Genomic DNA, 21,754 nt, shown 5'->3' with positions numbered 1-21,754 from the left:
GACAAACGAAATGACGGTTGAAACGAAATTGACATTGACCGGCGAGGATGTGCGTTCCTATTCGGAGTCGAACCGTGAACCGGAATGGCTCGCGGCCAAACGTTCCGAGGCATATGCACTTGCCGAAACACTCCAGCTGCCGAAGCCGGACAAGACGAAGATCCAAAACTGGAACTTCACCGACTTCCCAGTGCACGCAGTGAAGGACGAGCAGCTTACCGGCCTTGCGGAGCTTCCGCAGGACGCCAGGGCGCTCATCGATATCGAAGGACAGAAAAATATCTATGTCCAGCGGAACAATACGCCTGCTTATGTGAAGCTCTCGGACGAGCTCAGCGAACAGGGTGTCATCCTTACTGATATTTTCACGGCAGCGCGGGAGCATTCCGAACTGCTCCAGAAATATTTCATGAGCGACGCGGTCAAGGTCGACGAGCACAAGCTCACCGCCCTGCATGCGGCATTCATGAACGGCGGCGCCTTCGTCTACGTCCCTAAGGGCGTCGAAGTAAAAGAGCCTGTACAGGTACTCTTCCTTCATGACAGCGAAGATGTCTCCCTCTTCAACCACGTGATTGTCGTGGCGGAGGACAACAGCTCGCTCACTTACGTGGAAAACTATCTGTCCCTCACAAGCGAATCAAACGGGCAGGCAAACATCATCTCCGAAGTATTCGCAAATGACGGTGCTACCGTCACTTACGGTGCGGTCGATGTTCTTTCGGCAGGATTCACGTCCTACATCAACCGCCGCGGAGTAACAGGCCGCAATGCCAAGATCGAATGGGCACTCGGACTGATGAATGATTGCGACACAATCTACGAAAACGTCACCCACCTGGTGGGTGACGGCTCGAACAGCAATTCCAAGTCGGTCCTTGTCGGACGCGGCAGCCAAAAGCAGAACGTCACAGCGAAAATCGTACACTGGGGCCAGGACACCGACGGATTCATCCTCCAACACGGTGTCATGAAAGAAGAGGCGTCCACGATCTTCAACGGTATCGGCAAGATCGAGCACGGTGCAACCCGCTCCAACGCAGTTCAGGAGTCCCGTGTTCTCATGCTGAGCGAAAAAGCGCGCGGAGATGCCAACCCGATCCTCCTGATCGATGAAGACGATGTTACGGCAGGCCACGCCGCTTCCGTAGGACGTGTGGATCCGCTTCAGCTTTACTACCTCATGAGCCGCGGTATCTCCCAGGCAGAGGCCGAACGCCTGATCGTTCATGGTTTCCTGGCGCCGGTCGTCTCCCAGCTCCCGATCGAGGGCGTCAAGAAGCAGCTGTCGGAGGTCATTGAAAGGAAAGTGCGCTAATGCTCACAAAAGACATGAAAAGCCGCTTCCCGATCCTCGACCAGGAAGTGAACGGCCACCCGCTGGTCTATCTTGACAGCGCGGCTACTTCACAAAAGCCGGATGTCGTGATCGAAGCGATCAAACGCTATTACGAAAACGATAATTCCAACGTGCACCGGGGCGTCCATACTCTTGGCAACCGGGCAACGGATGAATACGAAGGAGCACGCCAGAAGGTAGCGGACTTCATCAACGCTTCGTCCGTCCAGGAAGTGATTTTCACCCGCGGCACGACGACCTCGATCAACACGGTCGCCCAAAGTTACGGCCGGGCGAATTTATCGGAAGGGGACGAAATCGTCATTACGATGATGGAGCACCATTCCAACATCATTCCATGGCAGCAGCTGGCCAAGGAAACAGGTGCGACCTTGAAATATATCGACCTGGAAGATGACGGGACACTCTCTCTCGATAAAGTTGAAGAGACAATCACCGGCAAAACAAAGATTGTTTCGGTCATGTACGTGTCGAACGTGCTCGGCACTAAGAACCCGATCAAGGAGATTGCGGAAATCGCCCACCGGAACGGTGCGGTCATGGTGGTGGACGGCGCACAGGCTGCGCCTCACCTGAAAGTCGACGTGCAGGATCTGGACTGCGACTTCTTCGCATTCTCCGGACACAAGATGGGTGGGCCGACTGGCATCGGTGTCCTGTACGGCAAGAAATCTCTTCTTGAAGACATGGAGCCGGTTGAATTTGGCGGCGAAATGATCGATTTTGTCGGCCTGTACGAATCGACATGGAAAGAACTTCCGTGGAAATTTGAAGGCGGCACGCCGATCATCGCAGGCGCTATCGGACTGGGAGCGGCAATCGACTTCCTCCAGGAAATCGGACTAGAAAATATCGACAAGCATGAAAAGCATCTCGCAGCCTATGCCATGGAGAAGATGTCGGAAATCGACGGTCTGACCATCTACGGTCCTGCTGATCCCGATCTCCGTGCCGGCATCGTAACTTTCAATCTCGACGGAGTGCATCCGCATGACGTCGCGACGGTTCTTGATATGAACGGGATCGCCGTGCGTGCCGGCCATCACTGCGCCCAGCCGCTTATGAAGCGGCTCGGTGCGACTGCGACGGCGCGGGCAAGCTTCTACGTATACAATACGGAAGCAGATGTCGACCGCCTCGCAGATGGGCTCCGCATAGCAAAGGAGTATTTCTCTGATGTCATCTCTTAATCTCGACCAGCTGTACAGGCGGGTCATCATGGACCACTATAAGAATCCACGCAACAAAGGGGAACTCACTGACGGAGGCCTCACCATCGACATGAACAATCCGACATGCGGTGACCGGATCCACCTGACGATGCAGGTGGAAGACGGCATCGTGCAGGATGCGAAGTTCGACGGCGAAGGGTGCTCGATCTCGATGGCATCCGCGTCGATGATGACGCAGGCGGTCAAAGGGAAATCCGTCGAAGATGCAGTCAGGCTGTCCAAGGCCTTTTCCGATATGATGCTCGGCAAAGAACTGGACGATAGCCTGGATCTCGGGGACATCGAGGCGCTTTCCGGCGTCTCCCAATTCCCGGCCCGCATCAAGTGTGCAACCTTGGCATGGAAGGCAATGGAAAAAGGTGTCGACAGCGATGCCAATCCAAAATGAACGGAGGAACAATAATGGCTAAAAAAATGCCGGAAATCGGCGATTATAAATACGGCTTCCACGACAAAGACGTATCGGTTTTCCGTTCGAAGCGCGGCCTGACTAAAGAAATCGTCGAAGAAATCTCCAGGATGAAAGAAGAGCCCCAATGGATGCTCGACTACCGCCTGAAGGCTCTCGACATCTTCTATAAAAAGCCGATGCCGATGTGGGGAGGCGATCTCAGCGAGCTGAACTTCGACGAGATCACTTACTACGTCAAGCCATCGGAAGCGACTGAGCGCTCATGGGATGAAGTCCCTGAAGAGATCAAGCGTACATTCGACAAGCTGGGCATTCCGGAAGCGGAACAAAAGTACCTCGCGGGTGTTTCCGCGCAATACGAGTCCGAAGTCGTCTACCACAACATGAAGGAAGACCTCGAGGACATGGGCATCGTCTTCAAGGACACCGACTCGGCGCTCCGCGAAAACGAAGATATCTTCAAAAAGTACTGGGCAACGGTCATCCCGGCTGCGGACAACAAGTTCTCCGCACTGAACTCCGCGGTCTGGTCGGGCGGTTCGTTCATCTATGTCCCGCCGGGCGTAAAGGTGGATACTCCACTCCAGGCTTACTTCCGCATCAACTCCGAGAACATGGGGCAGTTTGAGCGTACGCTGATCATCGTGGATGAAGGCGCAAGCGTTCACTATGTAGAGGGCTGCACAGCGCCTGTCTACACGACCAACTCGCTTCACTCGGCGGTTGTTGAGATCATCATCAAGAAGGATGCTTATTGCCGTTACACGACCATCCAGAACTGGGCGAACAACGTCTACAACCTCGTGACAAAGCGCGCGGTTGCAGAAGAAAACGCGACAATGGAATGGATCGACGGCAACATCGGCTCCAAGCTGACGATGAAATATCCGGCTGTCCTTCTCAAGGGCGAAGGCGCACGCGGCATGACGCTGTCCATCGCACTTGCAGGCAAAGGCCAGCACCAGGATGCGGGTGCGAAAATGATGCACCTTGCACCGAACACGTCCTCGACGATCGTCTCCAAGTCGATCTCGAAACAGGGCGGCAAGGTTTCGTACCGCGGAATTGTGCACTTCGGCCGCAAGGCACACGGTGCGCGTGCCAACATCGAGTGTGATACGCTCATCATGGACAACCAGTCCACGTCCGACACGATCCCGTACAACGAGATCCTGAACGACAACATCTCCCTCGAACACGAAGCCAAAGTCTCGAAGGTATCCGAAGAGCAGCTCTTCTACCTCATGAGCCGCGGCATCTCCGAGGAAGAAGCGACAGAAATGATCGTAATGGGCTTCATCGAGCCATTCACGAAAGAACTTCCGATGGAATACGCGGTCGAAATGAACCGCCTCATCAAGTTCGAAATGGAAGGCTCGATCGGTTAATATGAATCATCTGTATCCCGTCACATTTGTGGCGGGATTTTTTCATGTATGGATTTAAATGATCTGTTGAGTGGTAGAGATTGGGGAAGGAGTGAGACCATGAACATACCAAGCATCACACTCAAAGACGGACTGTCCATCCCGGTAATGGGCTACGGGACGGTGTTCCTTAAGGGAAGGGCGGCAGTCGATTCATTCAGGCACGCTATCGACAACGGTTACAGGCTGCTCGATTCTGCCTATAACTATGAAAATGAAGGAACGCTTGGCGAAGCGATCCGGCAGGCTACTGTCGGTCGTGATGAACTGATTGTCACCTCCAAGCTTCCCGGCCGTTATCATGAATACAGCGAGGCCCTGAAAGCCATCGAGGAATCCCTCTACCGTGCGCGGTTGGATCACTTCGACCTATATCTGATCCACTGGCCGAACCCGAAGGAAGGCAAGTATGTGGAAGCCTGGCAGGCATTGATCGAGGCGAAAAAACGCGGCCTCGTCCGGTCAATCGGTGTCAGCAACTTCCTGCCGGAACATATTGAACGATTGGAGAAGGAAACGGGAGAGCTGCCGGTAATCAACCAGATCGAGCTGCATCCGTTCTTTAACCAGGAGGAACAGCGGAAATGGCATGATGAGCGGGGAATTGTCACAGAGTCCTGGAGCCCGCTGTTCCGCGGACGCGGAGTCCTGAGCGAGCCTGTCATTATGGACTTGGCGGACAAGTATGGAAAAACACCGGCACAGATTGTGCTGAGATGGCATTATCAGCACGGCGCAGTTTCGATTCCTCGTTCCGCCCATCCGGACAGGCAGCGTGAAAACTTGGCGATTTTCGATTATAAACTGTCTGAAGAGGACATGGAAAAGATTGATTCCCTCAGCCGCCCGGATGGCCGCATCGACGACCAGGATCCGGCGGTTTATCAGGAATTCTGATCGGCCTTCCTATGTGCAAGATGATTCAATCCTTGAGTGTATTCAAAGAGGGACAGTGATCCATCACTGTCCCTCTTTTCCTATCAGCACCGGCTTTCCGGGTCCCTGATGCGGGTATTGTGATAAGATGAATCATATAAAAATAGGATGAAGGGAGCGGGAGGCCCATGATCAGGGTTGGCCTGACCGGTTGGGGCGACCACCCGGATGTATACAGCCCCACCTCCAAAAAAACGGATAAGCTGAAGGACTACAGCGGTCATTTCAAGCTCGTGGAGCTGGACTCGACCTTTTACGCCATCCAGTCGGAGCGGAATATCCGGAAATGGATCAATGAGACGCCTGACGGCTTCGGCTTCATCGTCAAGGCGTACCAGGGGATGACCGGCCACCACCGCGGACGGCTTCCCTATGAGTCAGAAGAAGAGATGTTCCGGCTTTTCCGGCTGTCGGTCGGGCCGATGCTGGAGGCTGGCAAGCTGCCGATGATTCTCGCCCAGTACCCGCCCTGGTTCGACTGCACTAAAGAGAATGTCGGTGTGCTGAGGAAGATGAGGGACTATCTCGATGAACTTGATGTGGCCGTCGAATTCCGGCATCAGTCGTGGTACTCGGAGAAATACCGGGAAGGCACATTGGAATTTCTCCGCGAGCAGCGGTTCATCCACTCGGTATGCGATGAACCGCAGGCGGGGGAAGGCAGCGTCCCCTTCGTTCCTGAAGCCATACGCGAGGACAAGACACTCGTCCGCCTGCACGGGCGCAATACTGCAGGGTGGAAGGCGAACGGGCGTGACGATAAGAAATGGCGGGAAGTCCGCTATCTCTATGACTACAATGACAGTGAACTGAAAGGGTTGGCCGAAGAAATCACCGGCATCGCCTCCCAGGATGTCTATGTCGTCTTTAACAACAACTCGGGCGGACATGCTGCTGAAAATGCCAAGCGGTTCATGGGCATCGCAGGAATAGAAACGGCCCGGCCCGGCGCACAACAGTTGGATCTGTTTGGCGGGGAGGATCTCTGATGGAGTTTGTCATTCTGGCCGTAACGGGGCTTTTTGCCGGCATTGTCGGTGCGCTGGTCGGCCTCGGGGGCGGTGTGGTCCTTGTGCCGGCCGCCCTTTATTTCGGCATCACCCTCGGCTGGGTGCCGGGCCTGACCCCGCAGAAAATCGTCGGACTGTCTGTCATCATGATGATCTTCATCGGGCTGTCTTCGACACTCTCTTATATGAAGTCAAAGACGGTTGATTACCGGAGCGGGCTGATCTTTTTTGCGGGAAGCATCCCTGGTACGGTCCTTGGAGCCTACGTGAACAAAGGGCTGGACCTGCCGTCATTTAATCTTTATTTCGGCATCCTGCTCATCTTCCTGTCCGTGCTCCTGCTCGTGAGGAAACATCTGAAGCCGGTACGATGGTTTGTCGAGCATGGAAGCACGCGTACATTTACGGATCCGGAAGGCAGCGTCCATAATTACGGATATCCCGTCTGGTTTGCGGTCATGCTGACATTTATTGTCGGGTTTGCTTCAGGGCTTTTTGGAATCGGAGGGGGCTCGATCATCGTTCCCGCAATGATTTTGCTGTTCCTGTTTCCGCCGCATGTTGCGGTTGGGACATCGATGTTCATGGTCTTTCTGTCAGCGATCGTCAATGCGGCAAGCCATATCTCACTCGGCAATGTACCGTGGCTTTATACGCTTCCCGTCGTACCGGCTGCATACATAGGGGCAAAAGTCGGAGCGGCATTGAACAAACGTCTGAACTCTGAAACTCTGGTGACCGCACTCCGGATCATTCTTCTGATCACGGGGATCCGGTCCATCTATGAAGGAATCTGGGGCTGATTGCACGTTGAAGGAAACGATTCATATTTATCATACAAATGATCTCCACAGCCATTTCGAAAAGTGGCCGAGAATCCGGGAATTCCTCCTTAAGCGCAAGGCATACCATAAAGAGCGTAATGAGGCTTGTTTTGTGTTCGATATCGGTGACCATATCGACCGTTCCCATCCCTATACGGATGCCACCAGGGGAAAAGGGAATGTATTGATGCTCAATGAAATCGGCTATGATGCCGTCACGATCGGCAACAATGAAGGTATCACCCTTTCACCAAGCGAACTGTCCGCTCTTTATGAGGAAGCGAATTTCCCGGTCATCCTAAACAACCTGTTCACGGGAAAAGGAAACTATCCCGGCTGGACCGTTCCTGAGGGTTATCTGACGACCCGCTCGGGCATCCGGATCGGACTAATTGCCGCCACAGCCGATTTCAGCACATCCTATGAGCGTCTGGGATGGAAGGTGACCGGGCCGCGTTCCGCACTCGAGGCAGCAGCGCCCCAAGTCAGCGGACAGTCTGACATTCTGGTCTGCCTGTCGCATATGGGGTCTTCGGAGGACGACCGGCTTGCGGAGCACACGGGCGGCAAGATTGATGTCATCCTCGGCGGACATACCCATCATCTGTATCCGGACGGCAGGGAGGTCGGCGGCACGCTGATCGCCGCAGCCGGAAAATGGGGACAGTATATAGGCGAGGTGACGCTGACGTTCGATCATTCGGAAGGGCGGGTCGTCGAAGCAACGGCTAAGGTCCACGACACGGAGACACTGCCCATACCCGATGACGACACGAGCTATGACCGTCAGTTAAGGAAGAAGGCGGCGGAACTGCTGTCGGCAACCGTATTCCAGACACCTTACGAACTCCGGGGGGGCTGGGCCGGTCCCACCGCACTTTCCGACCTGTTTGCTGATGCACTCCTTTCCCATACAGGTGCAGATTGCGCCATGTTCAACTCGGGAATCTTTCTCGGCGGACTACCGGAAGGCACCGTTTCCGGGATGGACCTGCACCGTCTCCTGCCACATCCGATCAATCCGTGTGTCATTACGCTGACCGGCACTGAAGTGGAGGAGGCATATGAGCTGAGCCTGGATGCCGAGTGGCCGGACATCCGGCTTAAAGGACTCGGATTTCGGGGCGAGGTGGTCGGGGCGATGATCCATCACAAAATGGGCCGCGGTTCGGACGGCAGGCTGCATGTGGCCGGCAATCCGGTTGAACCGGACAGGCAGTACCGGCTGGCAACACTGGATCTGTTCACCTATGGTTTCTTTTTTCCGGCATTCAAGAAGGCCAAAAAAGAATATTTCATGCCGGAATTTATCCGGGATGTCCTTGCCGGATACGCAATCCGGAAGTTTGGTGCACCCTCCTCATAAATCCATCCCTCTCCCCGTAAGATGGGGCAGGGGGATTATTTATTGAAGTTTCCTTATGCGCGCAGGAGGAGGCTGCGACCCGGAGCGGGAAAAAGGCGGCTCCTGCCGCTCCTCCTCCCGGTTGGACTCATCATGGTGGTGGGAATGTTTTATTTTATCAATGCCAGGCTTGCACCTGCACTGACCGAGTACGCGGAAGTGCAAACGGCAAAGATTGCCTCACAAGTGATCGCCAAGGCCATTGATGCACGGACGGCAAATGTCCTTGATGTTAACGACATCATCGAGTACGTCCCTGCCGAGCAGTCGGAAGTTGTCACGGCCAAGCTGAATACGGAAATCATCAACCGCTTCATCGCGGAAACTCATGGCCTGGTCGAGGACCACCTTGAAATGGCCGAGGCAGGGGACCTGAGCGCGCTGCCCAAAATCGAGAACATCGAGTATGATGTGGAAACGATGAAGGACAGAGACGGCATCGTGTTTTTCGTGCCGCTCGGTCAGGCGATCGGTATGCCAATGCTCGGGAACCTCGGCCCGAAAGTCCCGATCCGCTTCCATGTAATCGGCAATGTCCACGCCAACGCCAAAACTGAGATCCGTGAGTTCGGCATCAACAATGCGCTTGTCGAGGTAAACGCCATTATCCAGGTAAATGTCCAGATTATCGTGCCGTTTGCATCCAAGCAGTCCACTGTCCAGCAACAGATTCCAATTGCCATCGGCCTTGTGCAGGGCAAGGTGCCGCATATCTTCAATAAAGGAGAGAATGTGGACCCTCCGTCCATCGAAGTGCCGATCCCGCTCCCGGAAGACTAAATCTCCTATTGCAAACTTCAGGTTCATCTGCTATGATCGTTGACATGGTATAAATAGAATCGATTGGGTAGAGGCCGCAATCGCTTATGAGTAGCACACGTGAGTTGACAACGATGACCGTGCGTAAAAGGAAGCATTGCCGAAGTGGACCGGAAAGTCAGCGAAGGTCCGCTGGGGCCATTCCGAACAGGGATGGCACTGTCATGCGGGAAGGCCCGCATGGAGAGCTACAGATCGTACGTTGTGATGATGCATTCCAACTGACGAACTTAGTTACGGCCGGCTTCCTTTTGCGCAACAGCGCAGGGTGCCGGTCGTTTTAGCTTTTGCAAACAGGCTTTTACCCCTTCGGAAACGGAGGAATGGAAACATGTCAGGTACAATACTTTCGATCCTGCCGCCGCTGATCGCCATTGTCATGGTGCTGGTCACGAAACGCGTGCTTCTCTCGCTCGGCACAGGAATCATCGCAGGCGCACTGATTGTAGCCTCATTCAGTCCGCTGGCGTCTCTCAAGTCGTTCTGGACGGCACTCACAATCAGCTTCTGGGACGGCGGGCTGAATACCTATAACATCTTTATCATGCTGTTCGTCCTTCTGCTTGGCGTACTGACGGCATTTGTCAGTCTGTCGGGCGGAAGCCGTGCATTCGCCGAATGGGCGACAAAGCGCATCCGGACCCGCCGGGGGGCAAGATTGCTTCCGGTCTTTCTCGGAATCCTGATTTTCGTCGATGATTATTTTAATGCGCTGGCAGTCGGACAGATCGCCCGGCCTGTCACGGACTCGCATAAGGTTTCACGGGCGAAGCTGGCCTATTTCATCGACTCGACTTCTGCGCCGATTTGCTCGATTGCTCCGATTTCCAGCTGGGGCGCATACCTCATCGGGGTGATCGGTACGATTCTCGCCGGTGCTTCCGTCGTATCTTATTCCGCACTTGAAGCATTCCTGCTCATGATTCCGATGAACTTCTATGTGCTTGCCACATTGGTCTTCGTGTTCTTCGCGGCCATCACCAATTTCGATTTTGGCGAGATGCGCAAGCATGAGCGCCGTGCCATCGAAAAAGGTGAACTGTTTGATCCGAATAAGGAAGTGCCGGGTGAGCTCAAAGAAGAGTTCCCTGTCCACAACAACGGACGTGTCATCGACCTTGTGCTTCCGATTATCACACTTGTCGCAGTCACATTCGGCGCCATGATGCTGACAGGCTACCGCGGAAGCATGGCTGAATACGGCCGCTCGGATATCTGGACCATTTTTGAGATGACAGATGTTCCGGTGTCACTTCTCGCAGGGGGCATCGCCGGAGTGCTGGTCGCGCTGGTTCTGTTCATGACCCAGCCGGGGAAGGGAGACTTCCGCAAGTCAGACTTTATCGTTCCTGCATTCACCAGCGGTATCCGGGCAATGATGCCGGCGGTATCCATCCTCATTCTCGCATGGGCGCTTACGTATCTGATCGGTGAACTCGAAACAGGCGCCTTCCTGTCCGGAGTGGTTGAACGAGCAAACATTCCTGTAGAACTCCTTCCGGCGATCATGTTCGTCCTCGCGGGCGTCATGGCGTTCTCGACAGGGACATCTTGGGGATCGTTCGGTATCCTGCTTCCGATAGCAGGGGAAATCATGCTGAACGCGGCCCCCGAGATGCTGATCGCGTCTCTTGCTGCAGTACTCGGCGGCGCAGTATTCGGTGACCACTGTTCGCCGATTTCAGATTCGACAATCATGTCGTCGACCGGAGCGGGCTCCAACCATATCGACCACGTAGCCACACAGTTGCCATATGCCTTGTCAAGTGCCGCTATAGCAACCACCGGGTATGTCGTCATGGGCCTCACTGATTCTCTTGCACTGGGACTTCTCACAGTTGTAATCCTGCTGGCGTCTGTAATTATTATCTGGGTAATGAAAGGTCGCACAGCAACTCCTGCGATTCATGAACATACAGGAAACTAATTCAAAAGACAGGGGAAAACCCCTGTCTTTTGTTATGCGCGCAAAAGGTGTCGAAAAAGAAAAAAGGCTTTGACTTCATATTTCAGGGTCGTTATACTTACAATAGGGTTAAAGAAGTCTGAATAAAATAAATCTTTCCGTTTATTAGAAATATGGGGGATGGACGGAAAGAAACATCAAGGGGGATCAATATGGGACAGCGTTCACAATGGGGGACTAGGGCCGGTTTTATCCTTGCCGCGGTGGGGTCCGCGGTAGGGCTGGGGAACATCTGGCGTTTTCCTTATGTCGCCTATGAAAATGGCGGCGGGGCATTTTTCATTCCATATTTATTTGCGCTTCTGACTGCCGGAATCCCGATTCTGATCATGGAATTCACGATCGGACAGAAATACCGCGGTTCGGCGCCGCTTTCCTTCTTCAGGATGGAAGGGAAAAAGGCTGAATGGCTGGGATGGTGGGGAGTTTTTGTCGCCTTTGTCATCTCCACCTATTATTCTGTCATTATCGCATGGGCGATGAAGTACACGGTGTATTCGTTCAATTTACAGTGGGGGGACGATACACAGGGCTTCCTGTTCGGCGATGTGCTGAACCTGGCTGACACGCCGGGGCAGGTGGGCGGCTTTGTGCCGGGCGTTCTGATTCCGCATATTCTTGTGTGGATTATCGTATTCGGCATTCTGTTTGCGGGCGTGAAGAAAGGAATTGAGCTGGCAAACAAAATTTTTATTCCGGTTTTAGTCATCGTTTTCCTGATGATTGTCATCCGGGCTGTGACGCTTCCAGGAGCATTAACAGGGCTCGAGGCATTCTTCAAGCCGGACTTGAGCCAATTGGCAAACGGTACTGTCTGGGTAGCGGCCTATGGCCATATCTTCTTTAGTCTCTCGATTGCCTTCGCAATCATGATCACTTATTCCAGCTATCTGCCAAGAAAATCAGATATCACGAACAACGCCTTCATCACAGGCTTTGCAAACTCCGGCTTTGAGCTTCTCGCCGGAATCGGTGTATTTGCCGCCCTCGGGTTCATGGCTGTACAAAGCAACGTTGCGGTTGATGAAGTGGCTACGGCAGGTGTCGGTCTCGCCTTTGCGGTGTTCCCGCAGATCATAAACGAGTTCCCTGGCATGAATGCACTTTTTGGAGTCCTATTCTTCCTATCACTCGTACTGGCAGGGCTATCGTCACTCATTTCAATTTGTGAGACGTATGTAGCAGGCCTTTCGGAGAAACTCGGAATCTCCAGGAACAAGGCGGTCTTATTCGGTGCGGGTGCTGCTTCACTCATCTCGCTCCTGTTTACGACACGTGGCGGGCTTTACTTCCTTGACGCTGTTGATTACTTCATCAACCAGTTTGGCGTCGCATTCATCGGGCTGGTCGAAGTCATCGCCATCGCATGGGTATTCCGCAAGCTTGATGTATTCAAGGAGCATGCCAACCCGATGTCCGATATTCAGATCAGAGGCTGGTGGAAATTCTCCCTGATGTACATTACGCCGCTTGTCCTGGGCTACATGATGTTCGACCTGTTCCGTACGAACCTCGGCAAGCGGTTTGACAATGATACAGGCAACTATGAAGGATATTCGGATGCTTTCATCATGGGGGCCGGGTGGTCTGTGGCCATCGCTGCGCTTGTACTCGGTATCCTGTTCTCGCTGATCAAGTGGAACAGGAATGCGTTGGAGCCATATGACAGAGATGAAACATAAGGGGGTAACGCCATGAGCGGATCTGCAATTTTCATGATGATCCTTGGCATTCTGATCATCTGGGGCGGCCTTGCGGCAAGTATTGCCAACGCTGTCTTTAAAGCCAAAAATCGTTAACAGGAGGGCGTCCCATTGCGGGGCGCTTTTACTGTTGACGGGGCATCAATCGGACTCCTGAAGGCTGTTGTACCAACCTGCTCATTGTGTTACATTGACAACAGTGAACATTTTCAAAACAGAGAGAATGGAGCCGATGGCGATGACATCATGCAAGCCGGGAAACGAGCACATCCGAAAACCGGATTGGCTGAAAATCAAGCTGAATACCAACGAGAACTATGTCGATCTGAAAAAGATGATGCGCGAAAAGGGACTGCACACTGTCTGTGAAGAGGCACGCTGTCCGAACATTCATGAATGCTGGGGCGAACGCAGGACCGCAACATTCATGATTCTGGGTGCAGTCTGCACGAGAGCCTGCCGGTTCTGTGCCGTGAAGACGGGCCTGCCGAATGAACTTGACCTTGCCGAACCGGAACGCGTAGCGGATTCAGTCGCTCTGATGAACCTCAAACATGCCGTCATTACGATGGTTGCCCGCGATGACCAGCGTGATGGAGGAGCGGGTGTGATGGCCGAGACAATCCGTGCCATCCGCCGCAAGAATCCGTTCGCGACGGTGGAAGTGCTGCCGTCTGACCTGGCGGGGGATTATGACAGCCTGAAGACACTGATGGATGCCAAGCCGGATATCCTGAACCACAACATCGAAACGGTCCGCCGGATGACAAAGCGGGTCCGCGCACGAGCGACCTACGACCGTTCACTGGAGTTCCTTCGCAGAGCCAAGGAAATGCAACCGGAAATTCCTACAAAGTCTTCCCTTATGGTCGGTCTCGGAGAGACATGGGAGGAAATCATTGAGACGATGGATGACCTCCGCGCGAATAATGTGGATATCATGACAATTGGCCAATATCTGCAGCCGACTAAAAAGCATATTGCTGTCCAGAAATACTACACACCACAGGAGTTCGGCGAGCTCCGCGAGATTGCCATGACCAAAGGATTCTCCCACTGTGAAGCCGGCCCGCTTGTGCGGAGCAGCTATCATGCGGATGAGCAGGTCAACGCAGCTGCCCGTGAACGCCAACGCCGTGGTGAAGCCGAGCTTGCTCCACAAGCCTGAAAGAAGGAACGGACATGATCAGGATTGAAAACACCGAGTACGAAGTAGTCGAGGATTATCGGGATGCCCTGCAAGAGGACGCCCTTGAGGCCCGCTACAGCGAGATTCTCGGCAAATATGACTACATCGTCGGTGACTGGGGCTATGGCCAGCTCAGGCTCAGGGGCTTTTTCGATGATAAAAACCCGAAAGCGACCATCGCGACGAAGATCAGTACCTTGCAGGACTATCTTTATGAGCACTGCAACTTCGGATGCGCCTACTTTGTCATCAAAAGAGTGCAGGGTGCTAAAGGTAAAGGTGCTTCGAAAAAAATGAGCACCAGGCAAGAAAAGGAACAGGAGGACCCGCAGGACGGCGAATGAGCTGTTGCGGGTTTTCGTCTTGAACCGACAGGAGGAATCACCATGTACTTTATCGACCGAAATAAAGTGGAAAAGACAGCAGCCCATATGGAGCATCTTTTTGAAGTGTACGACAGCCGTTCCGACTGGTCGGAAAGCGCAGCAGGAATGCTCGCGATGGAACGGATCGCCCATAATCTTATTGAATCGGTGATCGATATCGGAAATACGCTGATCGATGGCTTCATCATGAGGGATCCCGGCAGTTATGAAGATATCATCGATATTCTTCTGGATGAAAAAGTGATTGAAGCGGATATGGAGGCTCCCCTGAAAGAACTGGTCGGCCTCAGAAAAATGATTGTACGTGAATTCATGGAGGTCGATCCTGCTGAAACGGTGAGAGTGCTGGACGGTACAATGCCGGCTCTCCGGCGTTTCCCGGACAGCACGCGGCGCTACCTGGCTGAAGAGCTTGGCCCGGTTTCGGCATTTCTTCCGGAGGAAGATAAATGAGGAAGTACCATGCATGGTGCTTTGATCTAGATGGGACAGTCTATCGGGGCGAAGAGCCCATACCGGAGACGGTCAGCTTTATCCAAAAACTGAGGGAGCAGGGTGCAGGGGTTTTCTTCGTGACGAACAACTCCGCGCTCACACCGGAGAGCCAAGCGGAAAAACTTGCAAAGATGGGCATCGAGGCCGATCCGGATGAAATCATGACTTCATCGGTGGCTACGGCTGCCCATCTTCTGAAAGTCCACGGTTCGGTCAAAGTCATGATGATCGGTGAAGAAGGGCTCAGGAAAGCGCTTGAAACGGCGGGGCATACCGTTGTCAGACAGCATCCACAAGCAGTGGTGGTCGGCATCGACCGCAGTATCACCTACGGGAAGCTTGCGGATGCTTCACTTGCGGTTTCTGCGGGCGCTTCATTCATTGCCACGAACAGCGACAAAGCGTATCCGACCGAACAGGGCCTCGTGCCCGGCAATGGCGCGTTTGCCGGACTGATCGAGCTGGCGACCGGCGTGAGCCCATATTATATCGGCAAACCATCCGTACCCATGCTCGAAGCGCTGGCCGAAAGACATGGACTGGACAGGAAAGACATGGTGATGGTCGGTGATAACTATGAGACTGACATCACAGCGGGCATCCGGTTTGGCATCGACACGATCCATGTGGACACAGGAGTGACCCGTACAGAGGATCTTGCGCATTACGGGGAGCAGCCGACCTATGCTCTAAAGACGCTGGGAGATTGGAAAGTAAACTAAAAAGCGCAATGCCGGCCGGCATTGCGCTTTATATATATGGATATTTCATCAGAACAGCGGATTCTCTTCAATAAAACGGTAGATGTTTTCCTTTAGTTCATCCGGTGTCTCGCCTTCGACAATCTCGCCGTTGACGACCGCATAGAGCGATTCGGCACATTGCGAGCAGAAGCTGAGGCAACCGTATTCGAGGACATCCAGATTCGTATCCTGTTCGAGTTCCTCGAATGTTTTCTGTGAACCGCAGGCCATGTTGCTCATGCAAAATTCAACGATCGGATTCACAAACATTCACCTCTCCTACCCGAAAATCGTACTCCTTTTTCAACTGCGCGTCAATTAAACGGCTTATTGTGAAACTCCTCACATTCCGATATAATGGCGATGGAATGCAATAAAACATCGAAAACCGAACTTCATCAAAGGAGACTACCATGAAGAAACTAGTCCTTCTAGGCGGCGGCTACGGAAATATGCGAATTCTGCTGCGCCTCCTGCCCAATCAACTTCCCGAGGACCGGGAAATCATCCTGATCGACCGGACACCGTTTCACAGCCTGAAGACCGAATTCTATGCATTGGCGGCAGGCACGGTTCCGGATGCGGAGGTTCGTGTCGACTTTCCTGAACACGAGCGTCTCCGGACGGTCACAGCAGAAGTAGTCGACATCAATATGGATGAACAATGCGTGTATCTCGACAACGGTGACAGCATCCGATATGACGATCTTGTCATTGGGCTTGGCTGTGATGATAACTATCATGATGTGCCGGGTGCAGCAGAATATACGCACAGCATCCAGACGATCCGTAAGTCGCGTGATACATACCGGGAAGTGCTGGGGCTGTCGGGCGGCGCGACTGTCGCCATTGTCGGGGCCGGCCTAAGCGGCATCGAAATCGCGAGTGAACTCCGTGAAAGCCGTCCGGACCTGAACATCAAACTGTTCGACCGTGGTCCGCGGATCCTCCGTGACTTCCCGGAGCGGCTCAGCAATTACGTGCAGAGCTGGTTTGATGAAAACAACGTGGAAGTCATCAGCAACTCGAATATCACCAAAGTGGAGCCCCATATGCTCTATAATCACGAAAATTCGATTCCGGCGGATGCGGTCGTCTGGACTGCGGGAATACGTCCGGTCGAAATCGTGCGCAATCTTGAAGTCGAAAAAGCCGGAGGCGGCAGGATCGTCCTGACCCCTCACCATAACATTCCCGAAAACGAACATGTCTATGTCGTCGGGGACTGCGCAGCGCTGCCGCACGCGCCGAGCGCCTATCTTGCCGAGGAACAGGGCGAGCAGATCGTCAAAGTGCTGAAAATGCGCTGGAACGGCGAAACATTGCCGGAGAAGATGCCGGAGATCAAACTCCAGGGCATCGTCGGTTCCCTTGGAAAAAAGAAAGGCTTCGCCTTCCTCGCCGACCGTACGGTCACCGGCCGCATCGCGCGCCTGCTGAAATCAGGCATCCTCTGGATGTACAAATGGCATAACGGCTAATTTTTTGCCGGAATCGCAATATGCGGTTCCGGTTTTTTGATGTCTCAGAAAGGATAAAAGGGACAAGATTACCATTTAACACCGAAAGGTAATCACTCAAGTAGCGGCAGTTCTGGAACACCTGGAGGAATTTCAGAAAAAGAAAAAACTGCGGACTATGTCCACAGTCGGTCACTCATATACATGGAATAAAACCACTCATGCTTCTGTAGTAAACCCGTGCTTCTCGAGTTCCTTGAACACCGGCTTCAGCTGGATATAACCTTCGCCGACAACTTCTCCGCCGACCATTACGAGCGGGTAGAAGAACTCATCATCTTTGACCCTTGCCGCGATGTCGGCGCGGACAGGATCTTCGATCGGCTGTTCGATGTCGATATAATCGATCTGGAAGGAATGATCGGGATATTTTCTGGAAATCGCCGCTTCCAGCCATTCATACGTGTCTTTTGAAGACGGTGCATTGACGCAGCTTGCACAGATGATATCCGCACCATAAACCTCGATACTGACCCCTTTTTCGTTCAAATGGATGACCTCCGGTTTCCGTTATGGATTTTCTGTCTTGAACACATTATAATGATATTAGTGAAAGGAGTCGAATCGAAGTGACAGAAACAGCGATGATGGATGGTGTACAAGAAGTCCTGGATAAATTGCGTCCGTTCCTGCTCCGCGATGGCGGCGACTGCGAACTCGTTGATGTCGAGGACGGCATCGTGAAACTCCGCCTGCTTGGCGCATGCGGAACTTGCCCAAGTTCGACAATTACGCTCAAAGCCGGCATCGAGCGTGCGCTCGTCGAAGAAGTGCCTGGCGTCGTCGAAGTCGAACAAGTCTTTTGATCACACGGATCCGCCTCGGCGGATCCTTTTCAATAATCGGTCCATTCATTTGAACGAGTGGCCAACAAACGGTAAGATGGATGAAAAGGAGTGAGGATATATGACACAAGTGGTGGAACTGACGGAAGCGGCGGCCTATCAGGTGAAGGAAATGATGGTCAACAATGAAGAGGAAGGTTCTTTCCTTCGTGTCGGGGTCAACGGCGGCGGCTGCAGCGGATTGACCTACGGCCTCAACTTCACGAGAGAACGTCATGAAGAAGATGAATTCCTTGAACTGCACGGTATCCCGATTGTTGTTTCCAAAGAGGATGCAGGCATTCTGAACGGTACGAAAATTGATTACAAACAGTCCCTCATGGGCGGCGGTTTTACGATCACCAACCCGAACGCAATTGCGTCCTGCGGGTGCGGTACATCATTCAGGACGGCCAGGAAAGAGGGCACACCAGAAAAATGCTGACCTAAAGACCGGATTTCCGGTCTTTTTTATTTCCCTGCGACCTCTTGAATATCCTCATACAAAGGACTAAACTAAGAGTTGAGGGATTTTGTCAATTACGGCGCTATGCCGTGACAATCAGGCATATGTCGCCGTCCTAATAATAGACACATTTCATAAAGGTGGTTTGGATCAAGTGAAGAGACCTACAGTACTGGTGCTCGGAGGCGGATACGGCGGACTTTCGACAGTCGTCAACCTCCAAAAAAAGATCGGCACTGATGACATGGATATCGTCCTCGTGAACAAAAACGATTACCACTACGAATCGACCTGGCTCCACGAAGCCGCAGCAGGAACACTTAAGCCAGAAGACGTGCGCTACGACATCAAGCGCGTCATCAATGAAAACAAAGTGAAGTTTGTCAAGGCGACGGTCGAGTCGATCGACGTGGACAACAAGAAAGTCGGAACAGACGCAGGGGAACTTACATATGACTTCCTCGTGATCGGACTCGGTTTCGAAGGGGAGACCTTCGGAATTGAAGGGCTCGACAAGTATGCGCTGAGCATCGCAGATGTTAATGCGGCACGCCAGATCCGCGAGCACATCGAGTATCAGTTCGCTACTTGGTCGCTTGAACAGGAAAAAGATGATTCCCGTCTGACAATCGTTGTCGGGGGAGCCGGATTCACGGGTATCGAGTTCCTTGGAGAACTCGGAAACCGGGTACCTGAGCTTTGCGAAGAGTTTGATGTACCTCGTGAAAAAGTCCGCGTCATCTGCGTGGAAGCGGCGCCGATGGTTCTGCCGGGCTTCGATCCTAAACTGGTCGATTACGCCACTTCTTACCTGAAGTCGAAAGGAATCGAATTCTCGATCGGAACACCTGTCGTCGAGGCGACTCCTGAAGGCGTCAAGATCAAGACTGGTGAGGAGAAGTTCGAGTTCATCAAGGCCGGCACGGTCGTATGGGCTGCTGGTGTCCGCGGAAACCGCCTGATTGAGGAAACATCAATCGAAAGCAAGCGCGCCCGTGTCGCGGTACGTGAAGATATGCGTGCGCCTGGCTATGATGATGTCTTCATCGTGGGAGACTGCGCATTCCTCATGAATGAGGAAGCAGGCCGTCCATATCCGCCGACTGCTCAGATTGCCATGCAGCAGGGCATACAAGTCGCGGAAAACATCATCAGCCTCTCCAAAGGCGGCAAAACGAAGAAGTTCGTTCCGGACCTTAAAGGTACGGTCTGCTCGCTTGGCGATGACGATGCAATCGGCAATGTATTCGATGGCAAGCTCGTCACAGGCAAAAAAGCCAGCTTCCTGAAGAAGATGATCGATAACCGTGCGCTCTATATGATTGGCGGACCATCGCTTGTCGTGAAAAAAGGTAAATTCGACGTTCTTTAATGAGAATTCGGGCGGCGCGTTCATATCATGAGCGTGCCGCCTGTTCTGTAGACGGGATACGCGCCGATAACTCCCCGAGTGGGCAAGCATGTTCATGCGGGCCTGGCCGGGGAGTTTTTAGTTGGCCGTGCAACCGGCGGCCATGATGACGGGAGGAGATTATTCGTGGGAAGTAACAGGGGGAAGGTCTGGCTTGGTGCGGCGGGCATCGTCATGAACGGTAACGGGGAATGGCTGGTCGTCAAGAAAACGTATGGCGGACTAAAGGGGAAATGGTCGTTTCCTGCGGGATTCGTGGAGCCGGGGGAACGAGCGGATGAGGCTGCGGTCCGTGAGGTGGCCGAAGAGACGGGAATCCGCACGGAACTGACCGGCATGGCGGGTTTCCGGACCGGTGTGCTGAAAGGGGAGATCAGTGACAATATGGCGCTGTTCCTCCTGCGGCCGGTTACAGAAACACAGCCTGTGATCCCTCAGGAGCGTGAAATCGCGGAAGCCCGGTGGATGACGCCCGGAGAGCTGGCCGCTTCACCGGATTCCTCACTGCTGATACATGAAATTGCGGGTGAGGCTGTGGATGGCGGACTTCCTGAAGTCCGTGGGGCCTGGCCCGGTGACATTTTCGGATACACGAGCTATAAGTTCTTTTTCCGCAAAGGCGGCGCAGCTTCTGATTTCTGACAGATTGGTGAACGGGGACCGGCTTGTTGAAAGAGGGTCACCTTTCCGGTAAACTGGTGAAGGGAAATCGGAGGTTAGCGAATTGGACGGTTCATTATCCATTGTAGAAGTCATGCTGTCGTTCCTGCTGTTCATGGTCATGTTCTTCGGGATCGGCTTCCTAGTGAATATGCTGCTCCGTATGACATGGCTCATGGCGATCGTCTACCCGATTGTCGTCATCCTGATCGTGGATGAGGTAAGGGTGTTTGACTATATCACCAGCCCGGGCATGGCATTCAGCAGCCTTGGCGACAAATTTGTCTCGCTTCATGCAGCAGATATCATCATTCTGATTGGCGGCTTTGTCGGGGCAATCCTTGCAGGCATCGTCATGATCATTCTTCGCCGGATGGGCTACAGGATGTTCTGATAATGGAAAAGCGTTCCGCTCAAAGGCGGAACGCTTTTTCTATTCCATCGGATTTTCAGAGGATGAGCGTGTATAGGAAAATAGCCAGTAATATGCCGGTCAGGGCGCCTGCGTACACCTCACTTGGCTTGTGCCCAAGGAGGGTTTTCAGTTCCTCGATCTTTTGCTGTTCATCTTTTTGCGGCCAATCCCGAGTGGTCTGGATGAAATTCCTGAAATCCGAACGCATCTGATTGATGACGACTGCCTGCTGGCCGGCCTGGAAACGGACTCCGGAAGCATCAAACATGACGATGATGGCAAAGACGGCAGAAACTGCAAAAATTGACGAATCCGTCCCATGTTCAAATGCGATGGCTGTGGTGAGAGAGGAGACCGCTGCCGAATGGGAGCTCGGCATGCCGCCCGTTGAAGTGAAAAGCCTCCAGTCCACTTTTTTGGTAGCGAGAAAATGGATCGGGATTTTGACGAACTGAGCAAAGAAGATGCTGAATACCGCGACCCAGAGCGGAGCATTGTGAAAAAGGTCCATGGAGGCACAACCTTTCGGACAGAAGATAATCAAAATTATA

25 protein-coding genes and 1 riboswitch are annotated in these 21,754 nt (G+C 53.2%); of the genes, 22 read left to right on the top strand and 3 right to left on the bottom strand.

Annotated features, from left to right (window positions below; translation table 11 throughout):
- Window positions 1–10 precede the first annotated feature (10 nt).
- The 16 genes from sufD to AC6CHQ_RS09015 all read left to right on the top strand — a co-directional run bounded on the left by sufD (window position 11) and on the right by AC6CHQ_RS09015 (window position 15,886).
- Window positions 11–1,318 (top strand): Fe-S cluster assembly protein SufD, encoded by a 1,308-nt coding sequence (gene sufD / locus AC6CHQ_RS09090; protein ID WP_424237844.1) that lies wholly within the window; start codon window positions 11–13, stop codon window positions 1,316–1,318.
- The gene (locus AC6CHQ_RS09085; RefSeq protein ID WP_498081380.1) at window positions 1,318–2,550 is read left to right on the top strand and encodes a cysteine desulfurase; all 1,233 of its coding nucleotides are present in this window, start codon (window positions 1,318–1,320) and stop codon (window positions 2,548–2,550) included. Before sufD ends, AC6CHQ_RS09085 begins: the two co-directional genes overlap by 1 nt.
- The gene (sufU, locus tag AC6CHQ_RS09080) at window positions 2,537–2,980 is read left to right on the top strand and encodes a Fe-S cluster assembly sulfur transfer protein SufU (RefSeq protein ID WP_424237842.1); all 444 of its coding nucleotides are present in this window, start codon (window positions 2,537–2,539) and stop codon (window positions 2,978–2,980) included. Before AC6CHQ_RS09085 ends, sufU begins: the two co-directional genes overlap by 14 nt.
- Before the next feature lie 14 nt (window positions 2,981–2,994).
- Complete coding sequence (gene sufB / locus AC6CHQ_RS09075; protein WP_498081379.1) at window positions 2,995–4,392, top strand: Fe-S cluster assembly protein SufB; 1,398 nt, start codon at window positions 2,995–2,997, stop codon at window positions 4,390–4,392.
- Window positions 4,393–4,491: 99 nt separating this feature from the next.
- Entirely contained in the window at window positions 4,492–5,328 is an 837-nt protein-coding gene (locus AC6CHQ_RS09070) for an aldo/keto reductase (protein ID WP_498081378.1), read from the top strand.
- Between the two features lie 167 nt (window positions 5,329–5,495).
- On the top strand, window positions 5,496–6,356 hold the full coding sequence (locus AC6CHQ_RS09065) for a DUF72 domain-containing protein (protein ID WP_498081377.1): 861 nt from the start codon (window positions 5,496–5,498) through the stop codon (window positions 6,354–6,356).
- Entirely contained in the window at window positions 6,356–7,180 is an 825-nt protein-coding gene (locus AC6CHQ_RS09060) for a sulfite exporter TauE/SafE family protein (RefSeq protein ID WP_092055859.1), read from the top strand. Before AC6CHQ_RS09065 ends, AC6CHQ_RS09060 begins: the two co-directional genes overlap by 1 nt.
- A 7-nt stretch (window positions 7,181–7,187) precedes the next feature.
- The gene (locus tag AC6CHQ_RS09055; RefSeq protein WP_498081376.1) at window positions 7,188–8,567 is read left to right on the top strand and encodes a bifunctional metallophosphatase/5'-nucleotidase; all 1,380 of its coding nucleotides are present in this window, start codon (window positions 7,188–7,190) and stop codon (window positions 8,565–8,567) included.
- Between the two features lie 42 nt (window positions 8,568–8,609).
- A complete protein-coding gene (gene yunB / locus AC6CHQ_RS09050; protein WP_177168418.1) occupies window positions 8,610–9,386 on the top strand; it encodes a sporulation protein YunB in 777 nt (258 codons plus the stop codon).
- Between the two features lie 60 nt (window positions 9,387–9,446).
- Window positions 9,447–9,624, top strand: a riboswitch (Lysine riboswitch).
- Window positions 9,625–9,756: 132 nt separating this feature from the next.
- Window positions 9,757–11,352 carry a Na+/H+ antiporter NhaC family protein gene (locus tag AC6CHQ_RS09045; RefSeq protein ID WP_498081375.1) on the top strand — a complete coding sequence of 532 codons (1,596 nt, stop codon included), beginning with the start codon at window positions 9,757–9,759 and terminating at the stop codon, window positions 11,350–11,352.
- Between the two features lie 191 nt (window positions 11,353–11,543).
- On the top strand, window positions 11,544–13,073 hold the full coding sequence (locus AC6CHQ_RS09040) for a sodium-dependent transporter (protein WP_251239397.1): 1,530 nt from the start codon (window positions 11,544–11,546) through the stop codon (window positions 13,071–13,073).
- Between the two features lie 12 nt (window positions 13,074–13,085).
- Window positions 13,086–13,190 (top strand): methionine/alanine import family NSS transporter small subunit, encoded by a 105-nt coding sequence (locus tag AC6CHQ_RS09035; protein WP_092055867.1) that lies wholly within the window; start codon window positions 13,086–13,088, stop codon window positions 13,188–13,190.
- Window positions 13,191–13,332: 142 nt separating this feature from the next.
- Entirely contained in the window at window positions 13,333–14,262 is a 930-nt protein-coding gene (gene lipA / locus AC6CHQ_RS09030; protein ID WP_092055957.1) for a lipoyl synthase, read from the top strand.
- A 14-nt stretch (window positions 14,263–14,276) separates the two neighbouring features.
- The gene (locus AC6CHQ_RS09025) at window positions 14,277–14,627 is read left to right on the top strand and encodes a YutD family protein (protein ID WP_498081374.1); all 351 of its coding nucleotides are present in this window, start codon (window positions 14,277–14,279) and stop codon (window positions 14,625–14,627) included.
- A 42-nt stretch (window positions 14,628–14,669) separates the two neighbouring features.
- Complete coding sequence (locus tag AC6CHQ_RS09020; RefSeq protein ID WP_092055871.1) at window positions 14,670–15,122, top strand: DUF86 domain-containing protein; 453 nt, start codon at window positions 14,670–14,672, stop codon at window positions 15,120–15,122.
- Window positions 15,119–15,886: a TIGR01457 family HAD-type hydrolase gene (locus AC6CHQ_RS09015; protein WP_092055873.1), complete on the top strand. Its 768-nt coding sequence runs from the start codon at window positions 15,119–15,121 to the stop codon at window positions 15,884–15,886. The genes AC6CHQ_RS09020 and AC6CHQ_RS09015 overlap by 4 nt, the downstream gene beginning before the upstream one ends.
- Window positions 15,887–15,934: 48 nt before the next feature.
- Here AC6CHQ_RS09015 and AC6CHQ_RS09010 read toward each other — a convergent pair whose 3' ends face one another.
- Window positions 15,935–16,177, bottom strand: coding sequence for a YuzB family protein (locus AC6CHQ_RS09010; RefSeq protein ID WP_177168419.1), 243 nt, complete (start codon window positions 16,175–16,177; stop codon window positions 15,935–15,937).
- A gap of 143 nt (window positions 16,178–16,320) precedes the next feature.
- On the opposite strand from AC6CHQ_RS09010, the gene AC6CHQ_RS09005 reads away from it, so the two are divergent.
- Window positions 16,321–17,388: an NAD(P)/FAD-dependent oxidoreductase gene (locus tag AC6CHQ_RS09005; RefSeq protein WP_092055875.1), complete on the top strand. Its 1,068-nt coding sequence runs from the start codon at window positions 16,321–16,323 to the stop codon at window positions 17,386–17,388.
- A 198-nt stretch (window positions 17,389–17,586) separates the two neighbouring features.
- Here AC6CHQ_RS09005 and AC6CHQ_RS09000 read toward each other — a convergent pair whose 3' ends face one another.
- Window positions 17,587–17,916 (bottom strand): YuzD family protein, encoded by a 330-nt coding sequence (locus AC6CHQ_RS09000; protein ID WP_092055877.1) that lies wholly within the window; start codon window positions 17,914–17,916, stop codon window positions 17,587–17,589.
- Window positions 17,917–18,011: 95 nt separating this feature from the next.
- Between AC6CHQ_RS09000 and AC6CHQ_RS08995 the strand changes: the two genes are divergently transcribed.
- The 5 genes from AC6CHQ_RS08995 (at window position 18,012) to AC6CHQ_RS08975 (ending at window position 21,182) form a co-directional block, all read left to right on the top strand.
- The gene (locus tag AC6CHQ_RS08995) at window positions 18,012–18,233 is read left to right on the top strand and encodes a NifU family protein (RefSeq protein WP_245744479.1); all 222 of its coding nucleotides are present in this window, start codon (window positions 18,012–18,014) and stop codon (window positions 18,231–18,233) included.
- A gap of 100 nt (window positions 18,234–18,333) precedes the next feature.
- A complete protein-coding gene (locus AC6CHQ_RS08990) occupies window positions 18,334–18,696 on the top strand; it encodes a HesB/IscA family protein (protein ID WP_092055882.1) in 363 nt (120 codons plus the stop codon).
- A gap of 175 nt (window positions 18,697–18,871) precedes the next feature.
- Window positions 18,872–20,089: an NAD(P)/FAD-dependent oxidoreductase gene (locus tag AC6CHQ_RS08985; protein ID WP_498081373.1), complete on the top strand. Its 1,218-nt coding sequence runs from the start codon at window positions 18,872–18,874 to the stop codon at window positions 20,087–20,089.
- A gap of 165 nt (window positions 20,090–20,254) precedes the next feature.
- Complete coding sequence (locus AC6CHQ_RS08980) at window positions 20,255–20,770, top strand: NUDIX domain-containing protein (RefSeq protein ID WP_424237830.1); 516 nt, start codon at window positions 20,255–20,257, stop codon at window positions 20,768–20,770.
- Between the two features lie 82 nt (window positions 20,771–20,852).
- Entirely contained in the window at window positions 20,853–21,182 is a 330-nt protein-coding gene (locus AC6CHQ_RS08975; protein WP_092055889.1) for a YuiB family protein, read from the top strand.
- A 55-nt stretch (window positions 21,183–21,237) separates the two neighbouring features.
- On the opposite strand, the gene AC6CHQ_RS08970 is transcribed toward AC6CHQ_RS08975, so the two are convergent.
- Complete coding sequence (locus AC6CHQ_RS08970; protein ID WP_498081372.1) at window positions 21,238–21,714, bottom strand: divergent PAP2 family protein; 477 nt, start codon at window positions 21,712–21,714, stop codon at window positions 21,238–21,240.
- Window positions 21,715–21,754: the final 40 nt, after the last annotated feature.

The organism is Bhargavaea sp. GQ12 (assembly GCF_059758705.1).
Note: the sequence above shows the minus strand (reverse complement) of the source record. Positions and strands in the feature narration are given on the sequence as shown.

What these genes read in the sequence shown, in the direction of transcription:
- AC6CHQ_RS09085 (WP_498081380.1), top strand. Translation starts at nt 1,318, where the DNA reads ATGCTCACAAAAGACATGAAAAGCCGCTTCCCGATCCTCGACCAGGAA.
- AC6CHQ_RS09010 (WP_177168419.1), bottom strand. Translation starts at nt 16,177, where the DNA reads ATGTTTGTGAATCCGATCGTTGAATTTTGCATGAGCAACATGGCCTGC.
- sufB (WP_498081379.1), top strand. Translation starts at nt 2,995, where the DNA reads ATGGCTAAAAAAATGCCGGAAATCGGCGATTATAAATACGGCTTCCAC.
- AC6CHQ_RS09060 (WP_092055859.1), top strand. Translation starts at nt 6,356, where the DNA reads ATGGAGTTTGTCATTCTGGCCGTAACGGGGCTTTTTGCCGGCATTGTC.
- AC6CHQ_RS09070 (WP_498081378.1), top strand. Translation starts at nt 4,492, where the DNA reads ATGAACATACCAAGCATCACACTCAAAGACGGACTGTCCATCCCGGTA.
- AC6CHQ_RS09015 (WP_092055873.1), top strand. Translation starts at nt 15,119, where the DNA reads ATGAGGAAGTACCATGCATGGTGCTTTGATCTAGATGGGACAGTCTAT.
- AC6CHQ_RS09045 (WP_498081375.1), top strand. Translation starts at nt 9,757, where the DNA reads ATGTCAGGTACAATACTTTCGATCCTGCCGCCGCTGATCGCCATTGTC.
- sufU (WP_424237842.1), top strand. Translation starts at nt 2,537, where the DNA reads ATGTCATCTCTTAATCTCGACCAGCTGTACAGGCGGGTCATCATGGAC.
- AC6CHQ_RS09040 (WP_251239397.1), top strand. Translation starts at nt 11,544, where the DNA reads ATGGGACAGCGTTCACAATGGGGGACTAGGGCCGGTTTTATCCTTGCC.
- lipA (WP_092055957.1), top strand. Translation starts at nt 13,333, where the DNA reads ATGACATCATGCAAGCCGGGAAACGAGCACATCCGAAAACCGGATTGG.
- AC6CHQ_RS09005 (WP_092055875.1), top strand. Translation starts at nt 16,321, where the DNA reads ATGAAGAAACTAGTCCTTCTAGGCGGCGGCTACGGAAATATGCGAATT.
- AC6CHQ_RS09065 (WP_498081377.1), top strand. Translation starts at nt 5,496, where the DNA reads ATGATCAGGGTTGGCCTGACCGGTTGGGGCGACCACCCGGATGTATAC.
- AC6CHQ_RS08970 (WP_498081372.1), bottom strand. Translation starts at nt 21,714, where the DNA reads ATGGACCTTTTTCACAATGCTCCGCTCTGGGTCGCGGTATTCAGCATC.
- AC6CHQ_RS09035 (WP_092055867.1), top strand. Translation starts at nt 13,086, where the DNA reads ATGAGCGGATCTGCAATTTTCATGATGATCCTTGGCATTCTGATCATC.
- AC6CHQ_RS09020 (WP_092055871.1), top strand. Translation starts at nt 14,670, where the DNA reads ATGTACTTTATCGACCGAAATAAAGTGGAAAAGACAGCAGCCCATATG.
- sufD (WP_424237844.1), top strand. Translation starts at nt 11, where the DNA reads ATGACGGTTGAAACGAAATTGACATTGACCGGCGAGGATGTGCGTTCC.
- AC6CHQ_RS09025 (WP_498081374.1), top strand. Translation starts at nt 14,277, where the DNA reads ATGATCAGGATTGAAAACACCGAGTACGAAGTAGTCGAGGATTATCGG.
- AC6CHQ_RS08990 (WP_092055882.1), top strand. Translation starts at nt 18,334, where the DNA reads ATGACACAAGTGGTGGAACTGACGGAAGCGGCGGCCTATCAGGTGAAG.
- AC6CHQ_RS08995 (WP_245744479.1), top strand. Translation starts at nt 18,012, where the DNA reads ATGATGGATGGTGTACAAGAAGTCCTGGATAAATTGCGTCCGTTCCTG.